The following is a 16572-nucleotide window of genomic DNA, read 5'->3' on the forward strand; positions in this document are numbered from 1 at the left end:
GTGAATGTATTCGGCCAATATTTCCCTTACATAATAAGGAGTATGATAGATTTATAAAACCTAGTTGTCAAGTGGGGATTATTGATATATGCACGTGTGAAATTGAGCTGTAGTAACCATCCAATGATTATGTAGTTCACAGAACGTTCACTTATGTGGGGGTATCCATGATCTCTATAATTGTCAAAGTAAACAGAGAGGATGAGAGAATTGCCAACAAGCAAGAAGGAACAAATTATTTTCGGATTAATGATGTGTACAGGGATGGTCGTGGTCATGATGTTCTTCAATCTATGGCACAGTGGGTTACTCGGCAAGATGTCCCCGCTTGAGATACTGCTTCAATTCATATTATGTTTTGTCATCGCGTTTTTGGTGGAGTCTTTCATTGTTGGCTCTGTGGCGAGAAAGATTGCATTCTCCTTGCCCTTTGACAAGTCCAACAAGATTCTTGGTGTGCTCGCCATGTCATTTTTCATGGTGATTGGCATGGTTCTGATCATGTCCTTGTATGGGATGATTTCGGCTTATCTTGCGAATCAGTTAAGTGGGGGTTCCATATTCCATACGTACCTTCATACGATCGCTCGTAACTTCAGCCTGGCGCTTCCATATCAGTTAATTATTCTGGGACCACTCGTGCGGTATGTATTCGGTAAATTCATTAGGGAAAAGGCTACTGTCGTCGTGTCTTAAAAATGGAATAAGGCATGTTGGTTTCTAAGGTGTTCAGCAATGTCTCGCATTCGAGAAAGTATTTCCTGGGCAATCTTGTGCAAATGAATAAATCGTATTATAGCGTTAACGAATCAAGAACACCTTATTAGGCCAGTTTTTAGGGAATGAAAAATCTAACGAATCTCAGCGGCGTTATTATGCAAAAAAACTGCAACGAGACCTTAAATTTTGATAACTACCTAACAATAAAGTCTCTAGGATTCGTTAGATTTCAAACATGCAGAAATGGATGCGAACAACTTGTGCTAGGTTCGTTAGAACAGAATAACGCTACAAAAAAATGTCCACCGTCAAGTCATGACAGCGGACATCTCGATTTCTTTAATAGGTAATTCTAATTCTTAGGACTGCCTCGACGCATAACGTTAAGTTGCTGGATCGGCCACATGTTTGTTCTGCCATTGATACGTGATCACACTAATGACAAGTAGGCCAACTGCAAAGATGGCAAGCATCCATGCAGACTGATTAACCTCCAAATGATCAAGACTCCATCCCGTCGTCAAAGGTAGAATGGCACCGCCAACTCCACCTGAGGCAATCAAAATGCTGGGCGTGGATTCTTCGGTTCCTGGCAGCAGTTTACTGGCGAAGACAAGGGCAATGGAGAAAATGCCTGACATCGCAAGTCCAAGCAGTAAGATAATGAGAAATGCAGACCAGATTTGGTTTGTAAATGGAAATACCATTAATAAGAGAACAGATGCGAGACAACTGTACAGGACATAGACGCGGTATTGGAATTTCTCTGCGATATACCCGGCGAAGAGTCTTCCCACAGACATGGCAATCCAGAAACAGGTGACGCTAAGCGCTGCTCCGGCTTCCTTCATGTTCATTTTCTCAATCAGGATCGCTGGCATGAAGTTCGCAAGACTCATCTCCGTGCCAACGTATAGGAAGAAGAACAGGACGAATAGTACTAGCAGAGTCAGGTTACGTCCGCGATAGGTTGGGCCGGATGAACTGGCAGGTGCGGTGTGCATCTCACCCGATGTTCCAGCAGAGTGCGTATGTACCGAAGCATGATTTGAACCTCGTCGATCCAGCACCTGGTCTAGCTCACCGAATGATCCTTTCGCCCAGAATATAAAGGTTAGTGCTGCGCAGATCGCAACAACGAGAAAGGAAAGGCGCCAGTATCCGGCAGCAATCAGACCACTGGCAATGAGCGGCATGACCATCGCCCCGATTCCGAATAACACTTCCAGTCGACTCATGGCAACGGCCGTATTGTCTTTGATTGCAGCGATGATAATGGTGCCAATGACAGCTTCAACCATTCCGAATCCAAAGCCGGCTGCGGGTGCGATGACGAACATCCAGCCCCATGGTGGCAACAGCATGTAGGATAATTCTGCAATACAGAGCAACCCTGTGGCGATTAACAGACCTCCCCGTTTACCGAAACGTCTGTTCAGCCATGGGGATAACAATACACCACCTAGGAATCCGGCAAATTGAGCGAAGATCAGCGTTCCGCCTTGGCTATAATCTTTGCCGTAATGTTCAAGTGCAACCGGTAGAATGGAACCGAGTACAACGTGTGCCAGTCCAATCAGGAAATAGGACAGACATCCGATCCACAGTAATTTTTTCATAACGAACTCCTTCTACTTATATACATAAATTGAGAATCAGAATAAAGCGTAATCATGGAGACAAAGTCTATCATAACAGGACATGTCAAGTTGTGCCATGAATTCCTGATCGATACAGAAGGTTGCAATTTGGTCTGACGATCGTATATACTGAGACACAACAATTACAGATCGGACCATGCCGTTGAAGAGCATCCAACTCGGAGGCGTTTTCGCCAGGGGAGCGATATTTCCCCAAGTTAACCGGAACCGCCCGTTATCGCGGACCAAGAGGCTGGAAGCAGGATATCCTGATTCAGCAAGTTGGGTGGCACCGCGAGCAGAGCGCTCCTCGTCCCAAGGGATGAGGGCGCTCTTTGCATTTTTACAGCCAAAGGAGACGGTGACCATGTTAGAAATGAAATGGATTCGGGCACATGCAGAAGAGGTTCAGGCCGCAGCGGACGGGAAAAAAATCAAGATCAACATTCGTACATTGCTGGAGCGGGATGAAGAACGCAGAGCACTTTTGCAGGAATCGGAAGAAGGGCGCAGACTGCGCAATACGTTATCCGCGGACATTGGCAGACTCATGCAAGCCGGGAATCGGGAACAGGCCGAGGGTTTGCGGGCACAGGTGAAACAGCTCAATGAACAGTTGGAACACGTGGAAGCTAGGCTTGCCCCTGTGCAGGAGGAAGTAACCAAGCTGCAATGGCTGGTACCCAATATCGTGTCCCCGGATACCCCCAATGGCTTGTCGGACGCAGACAATGTAGAGCTACGACGTGTGGGAGAGGTGCCAACGTTCGAGTATAACACCAAAGATCACGTCCAACTTGGGGAATTGCACGATCTCATCGATATTCCCCGTGGAGTTAAGATTGGCGGGACGCGAAGCTATGTATTGAAAGGTGCTGGCTTGCTACTGCATCGGGCTGTACAGCAACTTGCGCTTGATCTGCTGCTGAAGCATGGGTTTACACCAATGGAGGTACCGCTGATGGTCAGGGAGGATGCATTGGTGAACACCGGATTCTTCCCAACCGGTCGAGATCAGGTCTATGAACTCGAAGGGGAGAACAAGTGGCTGGTGGGGACTTCTGAAGTGCCGCTGGTTTCGTATTATGCGGATGAGATTGTTGATGTTGCAGAGCCAGTGAAACTGGCTGCGGTATCGACTTGTTTCCGCAGTGAGGTTGGCTCCGGCGGACGTGATGTACGTGGGTTGTACCGTGTGCACCAATTTGCCAAAGTCGAGCAGGTAATCCTCTGTGCCCCTGATGCGGAAGAATCGGAGCGCATGCTGCAAGAGATTACGGGACACGCCGAGGAATTGCTGCAATTACTGGAACTGCCGTATCGTGTTGTCGCTGTATGTACCGGTGATATGTCGCAGAAAACGTACAAACAGTATGACATCGAGACCTGGATGCCAAGCCGCGGTGCCTATGGAGAAACGCATTCGTCGTCGAATCTGCATGATTTTCAGGCTCGCCGTTCGAACATTCGTTGCCTGGATGCCGAAGGCAAGTTGGCCTACTGTCACACCTTGAATAATACGGCGGTAGCATCGCCGCGTATCCTGATTCCTTTGCTTGAGAATCATCAGCAGGAGGATGGAAGCATTCGCATTCCGGCAGCCCTGCGGCCCTATATGGGCGGGGCCGAGAGCTTGATTTTGCCAGAGCAGGATGAAGTGAAGTAGAGAGGTTAGTTAAAGCTCTAGTAATTCAAAAAGGGGATGTTCCACACGTCATGTTGCATGTGACGATGGACATCCCTTTTTCAACGGTAACACTATTTAACGAACCGATCTCCTACTATGTTGTGCTGAACTGATCCGGTAAGTGCTTGGACCTAAGATATAGCTTACTTCCTTGATCACAAATTTCTTCGTTTATGTAAGTAAATAAAATTATTTCTTTAATTGTCAACGCAGCTTCCATTCACGCTCGTTAATGATTTCAATTTGTCCAGATTCAAGGGCTTTTTTGAAACGATTGCGGGCTGTTTTCATCAATAGAACCATTTCGTCTTCAGGACGAATCTTGGTGGATACGCGACCTTCCCATATTATACAATGAAAATTATGAATTGTTCCAAGACTCCCACTTACGTTATTCAACTTTATGCAATTCATATCCGATATAATATAATAGAAGTAAAATATTGGATTATGGGAGATGGAGATAGAAATGAGTAGAATCAAACTGGCGCTTCGAGGCACACTTGCTCTAATTATGGCATTAACCGTACTGGTCCCTTCGTTGGCTTTGGCGGCTACCGGTGACGTGACATCGATTGAAATAACCAACAGCAGTCCGCAGAAGATGAGCGTCTCCGAAACGGCTACGCTTCAGGTGATGGCAACGGTAGAAGGTTTTGATAACAAACAGGATGTTACCGAAGGCGTAACATGGTCTACCAGTAACGCAACAGTTGCCACGATGGTGAAAGGCAAAGTCAAGGCTGTGGCCGCGGGCGAAGCAACCATTTATGCAGAGGTAGACGGGGCTAAAGCTCAGTTGGTTGTGCAGGTACAGGAGAAGATCAAAAGCATCAAAGCTTCACCGAACTCTTACAGTTTCGTTAAAGGCAGTGAAAGCACCCTTCCCAAAGTAAGCATTACTCGTGCGAATGGTAAGGAAGAGGATGTGACGTCTGAGATTGTGTGGTCCGTATCCACGTCTTCGGCTGTGCTGGAAAACGGCAAAATCAAAGGCGTTACACCCGGCAGAGTATTGCTGCAAGGCAAGTACGGAACAACGATTGTGAAAGTCCCTGTTGCTGTGACGGACGAAATTACCAAAGTCGAGGTCACTCCTGCCACAATGCAGCTAAACATCAAGAAGTCCAAGGCGTTGAAGGTTATCGGGACCTACGCGAACGGCAAAACCATTAACCTTTCGAAACAGGTCATATGGACCTCTTCCAATACAAATGTAGCTATCGTGAAAAATGGAGCAGTCAAGACGCTGACAGAAGGACAAGCGACCTTGACAGGAACTTATCAAAATCAGACAATAAAGGCAGAGGTTACCGTTGTGCCTTTGCTTAAAAAGCTGATTACAGGCCAGAAAAAACTGGTCTTGTCTCCGCAGGGAAGTACAACGCTGAGTGTTATGGCTCAGTATGATACAGGCAAAACCACTGTTGTGACTAACAGCGCGGTGTGGAGTAGCACAAAGCCGGGCGTAGCAACAGTAACAAATGGCAAGATCGTAGCTGTAGGCAAAGGTAAAACGTCCATAACGGCCAAGTGGGGCAACAAAAAAGTGACGATTCCTGTTACGGTAAAATAAATATTTATATAATGAAGTGCTTTGCATCAATTCAAAGATAAAATCAATACATGACACTTAAAATCATCAATATCATCAAGGTAACAGACAACCAAGGGGCGTAGACATACGCTTCTTTTTTGGATATATAGAAATCTGACGAAATCAAGGAGTGAGCTTGGTAATGACAGATCCATTGCAACCGGAAAATTGGCCTGCCTGGGCGACAGAGTCGGTAGAGATTGCTAAGGCCAACCCCAATTGGGGCGCGCAGGCTCAGGAAGAAATCCGGCAACTCAAACTTCTTCTACAGCAGTTTAACATCCATCAATTCGAACATATCGGAAGCACGTCCATTCCCGGATTACCCGCCAAACCCATCATTGATCTGATGGCAGAGGTACATTCATGGGATGACATGGATCTGATTGCGGATCAGCTGAATCCGGTGGGCTGGAACTACGTTCCGCCTGAACTGGATGGACGGGAATACAGACGATTCTGGGTCAGGGTTAAGGATGGCAAGAGAGCTGTACACCTTCATCTTATGCGCCCAGGAGAGGAACGTTGGGATCGTCAAATTCGGTTTCGGGATGTACTGAGAAAACGCCCAGATCTGGTGGAAGCTTACGCCGTCCTGAAGACGAAGCTTGCTGCTGAGAATAAAGAAGATAGGGAATCGTATACCGCTGCCAAAACGCAATTTATTTTACAAGTGCTTGATGAAAGCGTGTGATTGATTGAAAAGCGTATTTATCAAAGACAGGCTGATCTATTTCTTCGCAGTTATGGTGACCATGGCGGCAGGACTGGCATCCAGACACTATGGTGAACGATTGCCGGATTGGGTGCATGAACATTTCGGTGATGCATGTTGGGCAGGCATGATTTATTTCGGAGTTCGCATGATATGGCCTCATTGCAGCTTGGTATGGGCGATGTGTTTTAGCTGTATATTCAGCTGGTTGATTGAGTTCTCGCAGTTGATTCAGATGCCTTGGCTGATTGAGATACGCTCTACCGTATTAGGTGCTCTTATTTTGGGACATGGGTTTCTGGTGATCGATCTGATTCGATATACGGTCGGTATTCTGTGTATGGCTGTAATCGATCGTTATTTCCTGAGAAATAAGATGACTAGATGATGCACTCAGTTTGAGTAATGGAGGTGTTCTGAGTGAATGGAGAGAAACTTTTTGCCGAATCGCCCGAATTCGAAACCCATCGGCTGAAGCTGAGACGCCTTGCGATGGATGATCTTGATGAATATTATGCGTTTGCCTCTGATCCGCGAGTGAGTCAGCAAAGCTTGTGGAACTGCCATGAGACGACGGAGGATTCGATTCAATATATTCAGCGGGTACTGGATAATTATGAACGGAAAACGGTCTATATCTGGGCTTTTATCCTGAAGGAAACAGGGACCTTGATCGGGAGGGGTGGCATTTTTCATCTCAACGAACCCATGCAGAGTGCTGAACTAGGGTACGCGATAGCCAGCAGTCAATGGGGTAAGGGTCTCGCAGCAGAAGCGATGCAACCTATCGTGGATTATTGCTTTCGGGAACTGGACTGCAATCGGTTGGAGGGGAAATGTAATGCAGACAACATAGGCTCTGCACGCGTAATGGAGAAGCTGGGCATGTCGTACGAAGGTTTGCTACGCAAACAGTTGAAGATCAAAGGTGTATTCACGGATCAAAAATTGTACTCCCGTATCCGGGATGATCTATAATACTCCCAATGACACATAGGGTACATCGCAGAAATTGAAGGAGGCGGAACCATGATCTATAGTATTATTTCCCGTTCGTTGTGGGAGCAAGTGTCAAAGGGGACTGAGTATGCACCAGATAGCCTGGAGACAGACGGATTCATTCATTGTTCCACTAAGGAACAGATCCCATGGGTAGCCGGGCAATATTATGCAGGCCGCACAGATCTGTTATTACTTAGTATTGATGAGAAGGCGTTAAAGCCGGAACTGGTATATGAGGATCTCTACGAATTGAATGAACTATATCCACATATCTATGGAGAGCTGAATCTGGATGCTGTTCGCAAAGTCATTCCATTTGAACCGAATGCAGACGGCACATTCTCATTTCCTGAATAAATAACATGTGACGCTTCTATTTGGACGTGATCTGGGGACATTATACTTTTTCGAAGGGTGGTTAACGGATGGATATGAATCAGGTTTTTCTGGAGACAGCCGAGAAGCAATTCTTGTATTACAAGCAGCTCGGGGAAAAAGCCATGGCACAACTGGATTCCGAGCAATTGTTTCAATCCTGGAATGAAGACGCGAACAGCATTGCGGTGATCGTAAAACATCTATGGGGCAATATGCTGTCCCGTTGGACGGATGTACTGACAACAGATGGTGAGAAACCGTGGCGTGAACGGGACGCCGAGTTCGTGAATGATATTACATCCCGGGAAGAGTTGCTTGCCAAATGGGAGGAAGGCTGGACATGCCTACTCGAAGCCATTCGTTCGTTTACCCCGGAACAATTGTCTCATATCATATACATTCGCAATGAAGGACATACCGTCATGGAGGCAATTATTCGGCAATTGGCGCATTATCCGTATCATGTAGGGCAGATTGTATTTGCCGCGAAAATGCTCAAAGAAACATCTTGGGACAGTCTCTCGATTCCGAGAAACGGGTCTTCTCAATATAATGGCGGCAAATTTGCCAAACCGAAGGCGCGCAAACATTTTACAGAAGATGAACTTCATATAGAAAAAGGTGAGGAACAACAATGACTCAAATTACATTGATTCGCCATGGAAGCACCGCGTGGAATAAGGAAAAACGTTCACAGGGACAGACGGATAATCCGCTGGATCAGGATGGAAGAGAACAGGCGGTATTACTTGCCGCGAGACTGGCCGAGGAATCCTGGGATGCCATCTATGCAAGTGACTTGGAGCGTGCAAGTGAGACGGCTCGCATCATCGGTGATCGCTTGGGCATTCAGGAGATTCATCTGGACCCTAGACTTCGCGAGATGGGCGGAGGACAGGTCGAAGGAACGACGGAAGAGGAACGGTTAGCCAAGTGGGGAGCGGACTGGAGTACTCTGGATCTGGGACGGGAGCTTGCAGATGCAGGGACTGTTCGAGGCAGTGCGGTGCTTGAGGATATCGTACAGCAGCACCCCGATGGAAGAGTGATCGTTGTCAGTCACGGAGCTGTTCTGCGGAATACACTGAGAGGTCTGGTGCCTGAGCTTGATATCAGCGTGAAGCTGTCCAACACATCCATTACCCGGATCGCCAAGAATGAGAATGTGTGGCAATGCGAACTGTACAATTGCAGCGTACATTTGGATTCGTCCAGGGAGTCTTAATAGATGGATGCTCTGACGTTAAAACAAAAATTACAGCATATTCAGTCGGTTGATCTATCCATCGATAACGTGGAACAGCCTTATGAATTGGCGCTGTATATGATGAAGCATATTGGCAGTCCTGACCCTGTTCTGCGGGATGAATTGATCTATGTTACCTTAGCGACCTGGATTGGGCAGGGTGTATTTTCGGAAGAGCAGCTGAGGGATGTGTTGCAGTTGTCGCTGGACGATAAGCACCTTTTCTATGGGATCGGAGAGCAGGGAACAGATAGTGTGTTTACGCGGACGTTCTCCGTGTTGTTGCTGCCTCCAATTCTGAGTGTGGATCGTGAGCGGCCTTTCTTAAACAAGGAGGATATCGCAGGCATTCATCATCGGTTGACTACATATCTGGAATGTGAAAAAGATGTTCGCGGCTACGCCGATGATAAGGGCTGGGCGCATGCTCCGGCACACGCGGCGGATGCGGTTGAAGACTTGGCACAATCGCCATATCTGGAGCGAACGGATCTGCTGGAACTTCTGCATGCACTCGCTGTAAAAATAACGGAATCAAGTGTAGTTTACATCCATGATGAAGATCAGCGAATAGCGCATGCTGTAATTACCATTCTTCGTCGGAATCTGCTAGAGCCAAAGGATATTACGGTGTGGATCGATTCCCTTCATCAGGGAGATAAGGCAGAGAACAGATCCCTTCTTGAAACCAGTCAGATGAGCCTGAATATGCGTCTATTCTTGCAGACACTCTATATTGCCATACGTACAGAAGAAGCTGAGCCGTTTCCGGCTGTTCGTTCGATGGTATTGCAGGCATTAGGAAAAGAAAAGTAACGGGATACTAGATATATGGGTATTGGGTATGGGAAAAGGAGGAAATGGCACATGAGCGCAATGTCGTATTCATGGACGGAGGAGATCCTATCTCCGCTGGGTGAGACAGCGGTTATTATCGATTGCGGGGATCACTTGTCTGAAGCGGTACAGCGCAGAGTGATGTCTGTATGTGATTTATTGGAAAAGCGTACGCTGCCAGCCATGATCGAATGGGTGCCTTCTTACACGTCGGTTACGCTGTTCTATGATCCGTTCATCTCCTCGTACCCCGAGTTATGCCTGATTCTGCTTCAGCAGTTGAATCAAATGAAGGAATCCGTACAAAACAAGCCCAGGACGGTCACGATTCCCGTATGTTACGGTGGTGAGTGGGGACCTGATCTGGACTATGTTGCCAGTGAACATGGACTAACCACAGAGGAAGTTATTGCGATTCATACATCTGGGGACTATCTTGTGCACATGATTGGATTCGCACCGGGTTTTCCGTATCTCGGCGGGTTATCCGAACGGATTGCTACGCCCAGAAGAGCGACGCCGAGGCTCCGGGTTGAGGCGGGCACAGTAGGTATCGGTGGCAAACAGACGGGAATCTATCCGGTGGACACACCTGGGGGATGGCAATGTATTGGACGAACGCCACTCCGGTTGTTTCGGCCGGATGAGAACGTACCGAGTTTGCTGGCAGCAGGTGATCGGGTTCGATTCAAACAGATTACGATGCGGGACTATCTGGCGTTGAAGCGGAAGGAGGGCGAACAATGAGTATTGAAGTGATTCGCCCTGGTCTGTTATCTACCGTTCAGGATGAAGGCAGAACCGGCTATCGCCGGTATGGTATTCATCCTGGCGGGGTCATGGACACCTTTGCAGCCAGAGCAGCCAATATGCTTGTGGGCAACTCCCGACATGCGGCAGTACTGGAGATGACGATGACGGGGCCAGAGCTTCGATTTCAGGAGAGCCAGCTAGTCTCATTATGTGGAGCCGATCTGACGGCAACGGTGGATCATCTGTCTGTACCTTTGTGGCGTCCTGTGCTGGTGCGGGCAGGAAGTGTAATGAAGTTTGGCCCATGTCGTCATGGTTTGCGCGGTTATCTGGCGTTTGCGGGTGGAATAGCTGTGCCTGAAGTGATGGGCAGTCGAAGTACGGATCTCAAGACAGGTCTTGGCGGTTTGGAAGGTAGAGCCCTGCGCGTGGGGGATCTGTTATCCATAGGTGAACCTTCTGCCGAAGCGCAAGGTTGGATGCAGCGTATGGAGCAGCAGGTAAAGCAGAGTGAGCGGGACCACCGAATATTGGCGCCTGCGTGGCTTTTATCTGAACGTGAAAGACCTGACTATTTTGGGCATCCTGTTATTCGTGTGATGGAGAGCAAGGACAGTTTGCTGTTCAGCCAAGAAAGTCTGGTGCAGTTCTACGTGGAAAAATACGTGATTTCTCCGCAATCGGATCGGATGGGTTATCGATTACAAGGTTCAAGATTGGAGCTGGAACAGCCGCTGGATCGGCTGTCTGATGCCGTTACCTATGGCACGGTGCAAGTGCCTCCGGATGGGCAACCCATCATCTTGATGGCAGACCATCAGACGATTGGAGGTTACCCTGTGATTGCACAGGTAGCCCGGGTGGATATGCCAATCCTGGCTCAGGCTAAGCCAGGAACTCGAATTGCTTTTGAACAGATTACGCATGATCAAGCCCGTCAGTTGTACATGGAACAAGAATGCAACATGCAGCTTATCGATAAGCTGATACGCAGAAGAATGGCAGAAATGGAGGGCGCTCAATGAATACCTCGAATACCTTGGATATCAATTGTGATCTGGGCGAAAGTTATGGTATATATCGCACGCTATCGGATGAGGCTATTCTACCCTTGATTACATCAGCCAATATTGCCTGCGGGTTTCATGCAGGAGACCCGGCTACAATGCGGATGACGGTGGAGAGGGCATTGGAGCATCAGGTTGCAATTGGAGCCCATCCCGGATTGCCGGATTTGCAGGGGTTTGGTAGAAGACGTATGGATATTACGCCACGGGAAGCATATGACATGGTGGTGTATCAGATCGGAGCGCTGGATGCCTTTGTCCGTGCAAGTGGGGGGCACATGCATCACGTGAAACCACACGGAGCCTTATACAATATGGCCGCAGAAGATGCGAAGCTTGCTGAAGCCATCGCCGAGGCAATCTATCGAGTACAGCATGAACTGTATCTGTATGGTCTGGCGGGCAGTGAGCTGATTCGCGCTGCGGATCGTATCGGTCTGCGCAGTGTGAGCGAGGTGTTTGCGGATCGAACCTATGGGGCGGATGGCAAGCTAACCCCTCGCAGCCAAACCGGAGCCATCATTGAAGAGTCAGGACAAGCGATTGCGCAAGTGCTCCAGATGGTGAAAGACGGTGTGGTTATATCCACGGATGGTACGCTGGTTCCCATTAAGGCAGAGACAGTCTGCATCCACGGTGACGGAGCGAATGCCCTTGAATTTGCGCAAGAAATTCGTCGTGTGCTGGAATCGGAAGGCGTTGTGCTGTCCGCGCATACAGCTGGATAATACGTCTGTTCAGCAGAACAACAGTTAACAGATTGTTTTGTTAATTGAACTTTGAAACTTTGGAATGACAAGGAGTGAAGAATCAGAATGAAACCCATACGCAACTCGGCGAAGGCCGTTATTGTGCAGGATGCACGATTGCTGGTCATCCGGCTGGAAGATCAATATGGTACTGCTTATGTGTTCCCAGGTGGAGGACAGGAGAAATGTGAAGAACTCAAAGATGCGGTCGCACGCGAATGTCTGGAGGAGATTGGTCAGGCCGTGAACGTGGGAGAGCTGTTACATATCCGGGAATATATCGGAAAAAATCATGAATTCGCCGAGTGGGATGCAGACATCCACCAGGTTGAATTTTATTTTGCGTGCAGCCTGATAGATCCGGAGGCAAGCGTTTTTGAAGGCTCTAATCCAGACGATCATCAGGTCGCCGTGGAATGGATTGCCCTTGAAGACCTGTCCAAGATTCGTTTATATCCAAAAACGATTGGCGAATTGCTGCTTCAATCGGGATCTCCCTCAATCTATCTTGGAGATTTGAATTAAATCAGCCATGCAGAAATTTCGTACTAATCCCTTTATGTAAACATTTTTATAAAGAACTTTTCCATTTTTGTCACGTTTGCATACAGGTTCATTGGATTCACCATAGGTGAGGTGGGTACACTATAAGTACAGGCGTATTACACAAGCATTTGCATAAAGCTGGCTCTAGTGATGCGCGAATAATGAACTCTCATTAAACACAAAGAGATAGTAACAACTAAACTTCTCTTTGTACTTTTATTATTCACACTAAATTGGGAGAACGGTAGACGTAGTGGAGGGGACGGAATCGATTCTGAGGAAGCAAAGCGTTCGCCTTTATCAACGGATTTTCCCTTTGAGAAAAGGGAATCAAAAAAATCCGGGGATAACAGCGATCCAAAGAACGATCCGTACCCGGAACGACCTTCTACACTGTCCTTCCAACATTCCCCCAAAACCGAAAGGAGCACTTCTCATGAACCAGACTGAATTGGAACAAAACATTGTAAAGGCTTTGGAAAACAACCCTTTTTGCAGCTTCTCCACTGTGGAGGATGGTAAACCGAAATCCCGCTATATGGCGCTTTTCAACGATGGACTGAACATTCATCTGGCAACGAACCGCCGTACACACAAAGTAGAGGAACTGGAGAATAATCCGAATGTTAGCCTACTACTTGGTTATGAGGCTGGTGGTTCCAAGGAAGTGGTTGAGATTGAAGGAACCTGTGAAGTGACGAAGAACGAAGGTTTGCGTGAGCAAGTGTGGAACGACGAACTGAAGGCCTGGTTCGATGGACCTAATGATCCGAACTATGTCATCCTGGATATCACGCCTGCTCGTATTGAGTATACGGGCAAAGACCATGAACATCACGTGTGGGAACATTAAGTCGAATAAAGAAAATATCCTTTGCGAAGTAGCGTCCTTATGCGAAAAATCGCACAGAGTTCAATCCAACCGTGAAAGCCGTTCAGGCTTCACGGTTTTTGTTGTGAATGAAGAACGCTGAATTGGATATAGATGTAAGGCGTATGTAATATACGTATTTTGAAACAAATAAGCACTAAATACCTACTAAAATGTTGAAAAAAATGTCGAAATCACGCATGATAATGTAAACTTGGTCCGGTATGTGCGGGTAATGTAAAAAATAATGCTTTTCAATGGCTGAACATTGCGTTATGATTTGGAATGTAAACGACAAGCACAGACATAAATAGATGTTCATGTGAGATAAACTTACCTGAAATTCCGATGCATGTCATCAGAGCGTCAGTACGCACAACCCATGAAATCTATCTTTTTTCTGCGCTCTTCGTTTGCCCATTAATGCATGATTCAATGTACATAACCGGGAGGGGTTATTTTGAAAATGAGAAAAAAAGTATTATCGAGCCTGACTGCCGCTTTGGTTGCATTAAACGTGCTTGCGGTATTTCCGGTACCTGTGTCGGCTGCGGATGCTGCCAAAGTTAAACTGCGGATCATGGAGACCACAGACATTCATACCAATCTGGTTAACTATGATTATTATTCCGACAAAGAGACAGACCAATATGGACTCGCCAAAACAGCAACACTGATTAAGAAAGCCCGTGACGAAGCGAAGAACAGCCTGCTGTTTGATAACGGGGATCTAATTCAGGGGAATCCGCTGGGAGACTACGCTGCCAAAATTGATCCACTGAAAAAGGGTGAGACTCACCCTGTATATAAAGCGATGAATCTGCTCGATTATGATGCAGGGAACATCGGTAACCATGAATTCAACTATGGTCTGGATTTCCTGGACATGACGCTGGAGGGAGCAAACTTCCCTTACATTAATGCCAATGTCTATGTAGACGATGGTGATGATGATGAGACAAATGACAAGAATTATTTCACACCGTATGAGATTTTGGATAAGAAAGTAACGGACGAAACGGGTAAGGAACATGCGATCAAAGTGGGTGTGATCGGATTCGTGCCGCCACAGATCATGCAGTGGGACAGTGCTAACCTTGAAGGTAAGGTCATCGCCAAAGATATTATCGCTACTGCGAAAAAATTCATTCCTGAGATGAAAGCAAAAGGTGCCGACATTATTGTAGCTATTCCTCACTCCGGATTTGAGGAAATTCCTCAAACGGATCTGATGGAGAACTCCGTATTGTATCTGAGCCAAGTTGAAGGCATTAATGCCATTTTGTTTGGACATGCCCACAAAGTGTTCCCAAGTGCTGATTTTGCTGGCAAAAAAGGGGTAGACCTGGAGAAGGGCACAATCAATGGCGTTCCTGCGGTTGAGCCAGGATTCTGGGGGGATCACCTGGGAATTATTGATCTGGATCTAGAACAAGTGGATGGTAAATGGAAAGTGGTGGATTCCAAAACGGAAGCACGCCCAATCTATGACACAGCCAACAAAAAGGCACTGGTAGAAGCGGATCAGGACATCATTGATGCGGTTCACGAAGAGCATGAAGGCACATTGGAGTATGTTCGTGGTCCGGTGGGCGAAACGACTGCACCAATCAACAGCTTCTTCGCTCTGGTTCAGGATGATCCATCCATTCAGATCGTAACGAATGCACAGAAATGGTATGTTGAAAAACATATGCAAGGTACGGAATATGAGAAAATTCCTGTATTGTCCGCAGGTGCTCCATTCAAAGCAGGTGGACGTTCAGGCGCTTCGTATTACACGAATATTCCTACGGGCACCATTGCGATCAAAAACGTTGCTGACTTGTACGTGTATCCAAATACGGTACATGCTGTAATGGTTAACGGCGCAGAACTGAAAGAATGGCTGGAATGGTCTGCAGGCCAATTCAACCAGATCGACCCGGCAAAAGGTGGACAACAACAACTGATCAACAATGACTTCCCAACGTACAACTTCGATGTTATTGATGGCGTAACGTATCAGATTGATGTAACTCAACCAGCCAAATACGATAGCAAAGCTACGATCGTTAATGCATCCGCAAGCCGGATCAAGGATCTGAGCTTTAACGGCAAACCAATTGACCCAGCGCAAAAATTCATTGTAGCGACGAATAACTACCGTGCTTCTTCATCCAAACTGGCTAACCCGGACGGCAAACGCATCGTTCTGGCTGCACCGGATGAGAACCGTCAAGTGATTATCGACTACATCCGTGAGAATAAAACGATTAATCCAGCAGCGGACGGCAACTGGTCCCTGGCACCAATCAAACCATCTGCTGGTGTAACTGCAGCAGCGCTGAACGATCTTGAAGTTGTGTTTGCTTCTTCCCCGGATGCGAAAGATCTGGTTGAAGCGAATCCGGCAATGTCATTCATTGGTACGAACAAAGAAGGTTTTGCAGAGTATGGCTTGAAACTGACAGGTGAAGCAACGACAACACCTGAAACAGGTGTGGAGCCAGCTCCGACGCCTAAACCAACACCAACGCCGACACCTAAGCCACAACCTGAGAAACCGGCAACCAACAACAAGGTTGTATATGTGGTGAAAAAAGGGGATAACCTGTACCGCATCGGTTTGAAATATGGTGTGGACTGGCGCAAGCTTGCGACAGCGAACAAAATCTCAAATGTGCATAACCTGAAAGTTGGACAGAAAATCGTGATTCCCGCTTCTTAAGTTTAATAAGCGGTGAGGGGGAGACCGACAGTCATCAGACTGCCGGTCTTTTTT

General features: G+C 47.2%; 17 protein-coding genes. 16 read left to right on the plus strand and 1 reads right to left on the minus strand.

The genetic code is table 11. The annotated features are described in order from the left end of the window. The first annotated feature begins 210 nt into the window (after positions 1-210). Positions 211-696 (plus strand): hypothetical protein, encoded by a 486-nt coding sequence (locus tag MHI06_RS02110; protein WP_340400244.1) that lies wholly within the window; start codon positions 211-213, stop codon positions 694-696. Between the two features lie 407 nt (positions 697-1103). Here MHI06_RS02110 and MHI06_RS02115 read toward each other — a convergent pair whose 3' ends face one another. After that, positions 1104-2339: an MFS transporter gene (locus MHI06_RS02115; RefSeq protein ID WP_340400245.1), complete on the minus strand. Its 1236-nt coding sequence runs from the start codon at positions 2337-2339 to the stop codon at positions 1104-1106. A gap of 388 nt (positions 2340-2727) precedes the next feature. Between MHI06_RS02115 and serS the strand changes: the two genes are divergently transcribed. The 15 genes from serS (at position 2728) to MHI06_RS02190 (ending at position 16518) form a co-directional block, all read left to right on the plus strand. Next, on the plus strand, positions 2728-4026 hold the full coding sequence (serS, locus tag MHI06_RS02120; RefSeq protein ID WP_340400246.1) for a serine--tRNA ligase: 1299 nt from the start codon (positions 2728-2730) through the stop codon (positions 4024-4026). Between the two features lie 490 nt (positions 4027-4516). Continuing rightward, complete coding sequence (locus MHI06_RS02125) at positions 4517-5623, plus strand: Ig-like domain-containing protein (RefSeq protein WP_340400247.1); 1107 nt, start codon at positions 4517-4519, stop codon at positions 5621-5623. A 163-nt stretch (positions 5624-5786) separates the two neighbouring features. Next, positions 5787-6338 carry a GrpB family protein gene (locus MHI06_RS02130; protein ID WP_340400248.1) on the plus strand — a complete coding sequence of 184 codons (552 nt, stop codon included), beginning with the start codon at positions 5787-5789 and terminating at the stop codon, positions 6336-6338. 4 nt (positions 6339-6342) lie between these two features. After that, the gene (locus MHI06_RS02135; protein WP_340400249.1) at positions 6343-6747 is read left to right on the plus strand and encodes a DUF2809 domain-containing protein; all 405 of its coding nucleotides are present in this window, start codon (positions 6343-6345) and stop codon (positions 6745-6747) included. A 32-nt stretch (positions 6748-6779) separates the two neighbouring features. Continuing rightward, complete coding sequence (locus MHI06_RS02140) at positions 6780-7337, plus strand: GNAT family N-acetyltransferase (RefSeq protein ID WP_340400250.1); 558 nt, start codon at positions 6780-6782, stop codon at positions 7335-7337. Between the two features lie 51 nt (positions 7338-7388). Continuing rightward, positions 7389-7718 carry a DUF952 domain-containing protein gene (locus MHI06_RS02145; protein WP_036673184.1) on the plus strand — a complete coding sequence of 110 codons (330 nt, stop codon included), beginning with the start codon at positions 7389-7391 and terminating at the stop codon, positions 7716-7718. Between the two features lie 68 nt (positions 7719-7786). Then, on the plus strand, positions 7787-8377 hold the full coding sequence (locus MHI06_RS02150) for a DUF1572 family protein (protein WP_340400251.1): 591 nt from the start codon (positions 7787-7789) through the stop codon (positions 8375-8377). After that, positions 8374-8964, plus strand: coding sequence for a histidine phosphatase family protein (locus MHI06_RS02155; protein WP_340400252.1), 591 nt, complete (start codon positions 8374-8376; stop codon positions 8962-8964). The genes MHI06_RS02150 and MHI06_RS02155 overlap by 4 nt, the downstream gene beginning before the upstream one ends. A 3-nt stretch (positions 8965-8967) precedes the next feature. Further along, positions 8968-9801 (plus strand): DUF2785 domain-containing protein, encoded by an 834-nt coding sequence (locus tag MHI06_RS02160; protein ID WP_340400253.1) that lies wholly within the window; start codon positions 8968-8970, stop codon positions 9799-9801. A gap of 51 nt (positions 9802-9852) precedes the next feature. Continuing rightward, positions 9853-10569, plus strand: coding sequence for a 5-oxoprolinase subunit PxpB (gene pxpB / locus MHI06_RS02165; RefSeq protein WP_340400254.1), 717 nt, complete (start codon positions 9853-9855; stop codon positions 10567-10569). Continuing rightward, on the plus strand, positions 10566-11600 hold the full coding sequence (locus tag MHI06_RS02170; protein ID WP_340400255.1) for a biotin-dependent carboxyltransferase family protein: 1035 nt from the start codon (positions 10566-10568) through the stop codon (positions 11598-11600). The genes pxpB and MHI06_RS02170 overlap by 4 nt, the downstream gene beginning before the upstream one ends. Further along, positions 11597-12370 (plus strand): 5-oxoprolinase subunit PxpA, encoded by a 774-nt coding sequence (locus MHI06_RS02175; RefSeq protein WP_340400256.1) that lies wholly within the window; start codon positions 11597-11599, stop codon positions 12368-12370. Before MHI06_RS02170 ends, MHI06_RS02175 begins: the two co-directional genes overlap by 4 nt. A gap of 87 nt (positions 12371-12457) precedes the next feature. Beyond that, positions 12458-12916, plus strand: a complete 459-nt coding sequence (locus MHI06_RS02180) for an NUDIX domain-containing protein (RefSeq protein WP_340400257.1) — start codon at positions 12458-12460, stop codon at positions 12914-12916. 457 nt (positions 12917-13373) lie between these two features. Beyond that, entirely contained in the window at positions 13374-13790 is a 417-nt protein-coding gene (locus MHI06_RS02185; RefSeq protein WP_340400258.1) for a pyridoxamine 5'-phosphate oxidase family protein, read from the plus strand. Between the two features lie 484 nt (positions 13791-14274). Then, positions 14275-16518: a bifunctional 2',3'-cyclic-nucleotide 2'-phosphodiesterase/3'-nucleotidase gene (locus MHI06_RS02190; protein WP_340402034.1), complete on the plus strand. Its 2244-nt coding sequence runs from the start codon at positions 14275-14277 to the stop codon at positions 16516-16518. Positions 16519-16572: the final 54 nt, after the last annotated feature.

Source organism: Paenibacillus sp. FSL H8-0079 (genome assembly GCF_037991315.1).
Lineage (GTDB): Bacteria > Bacillota > Bacilli > Paenibacillales > Paenibacillaceae > Paenibacillus.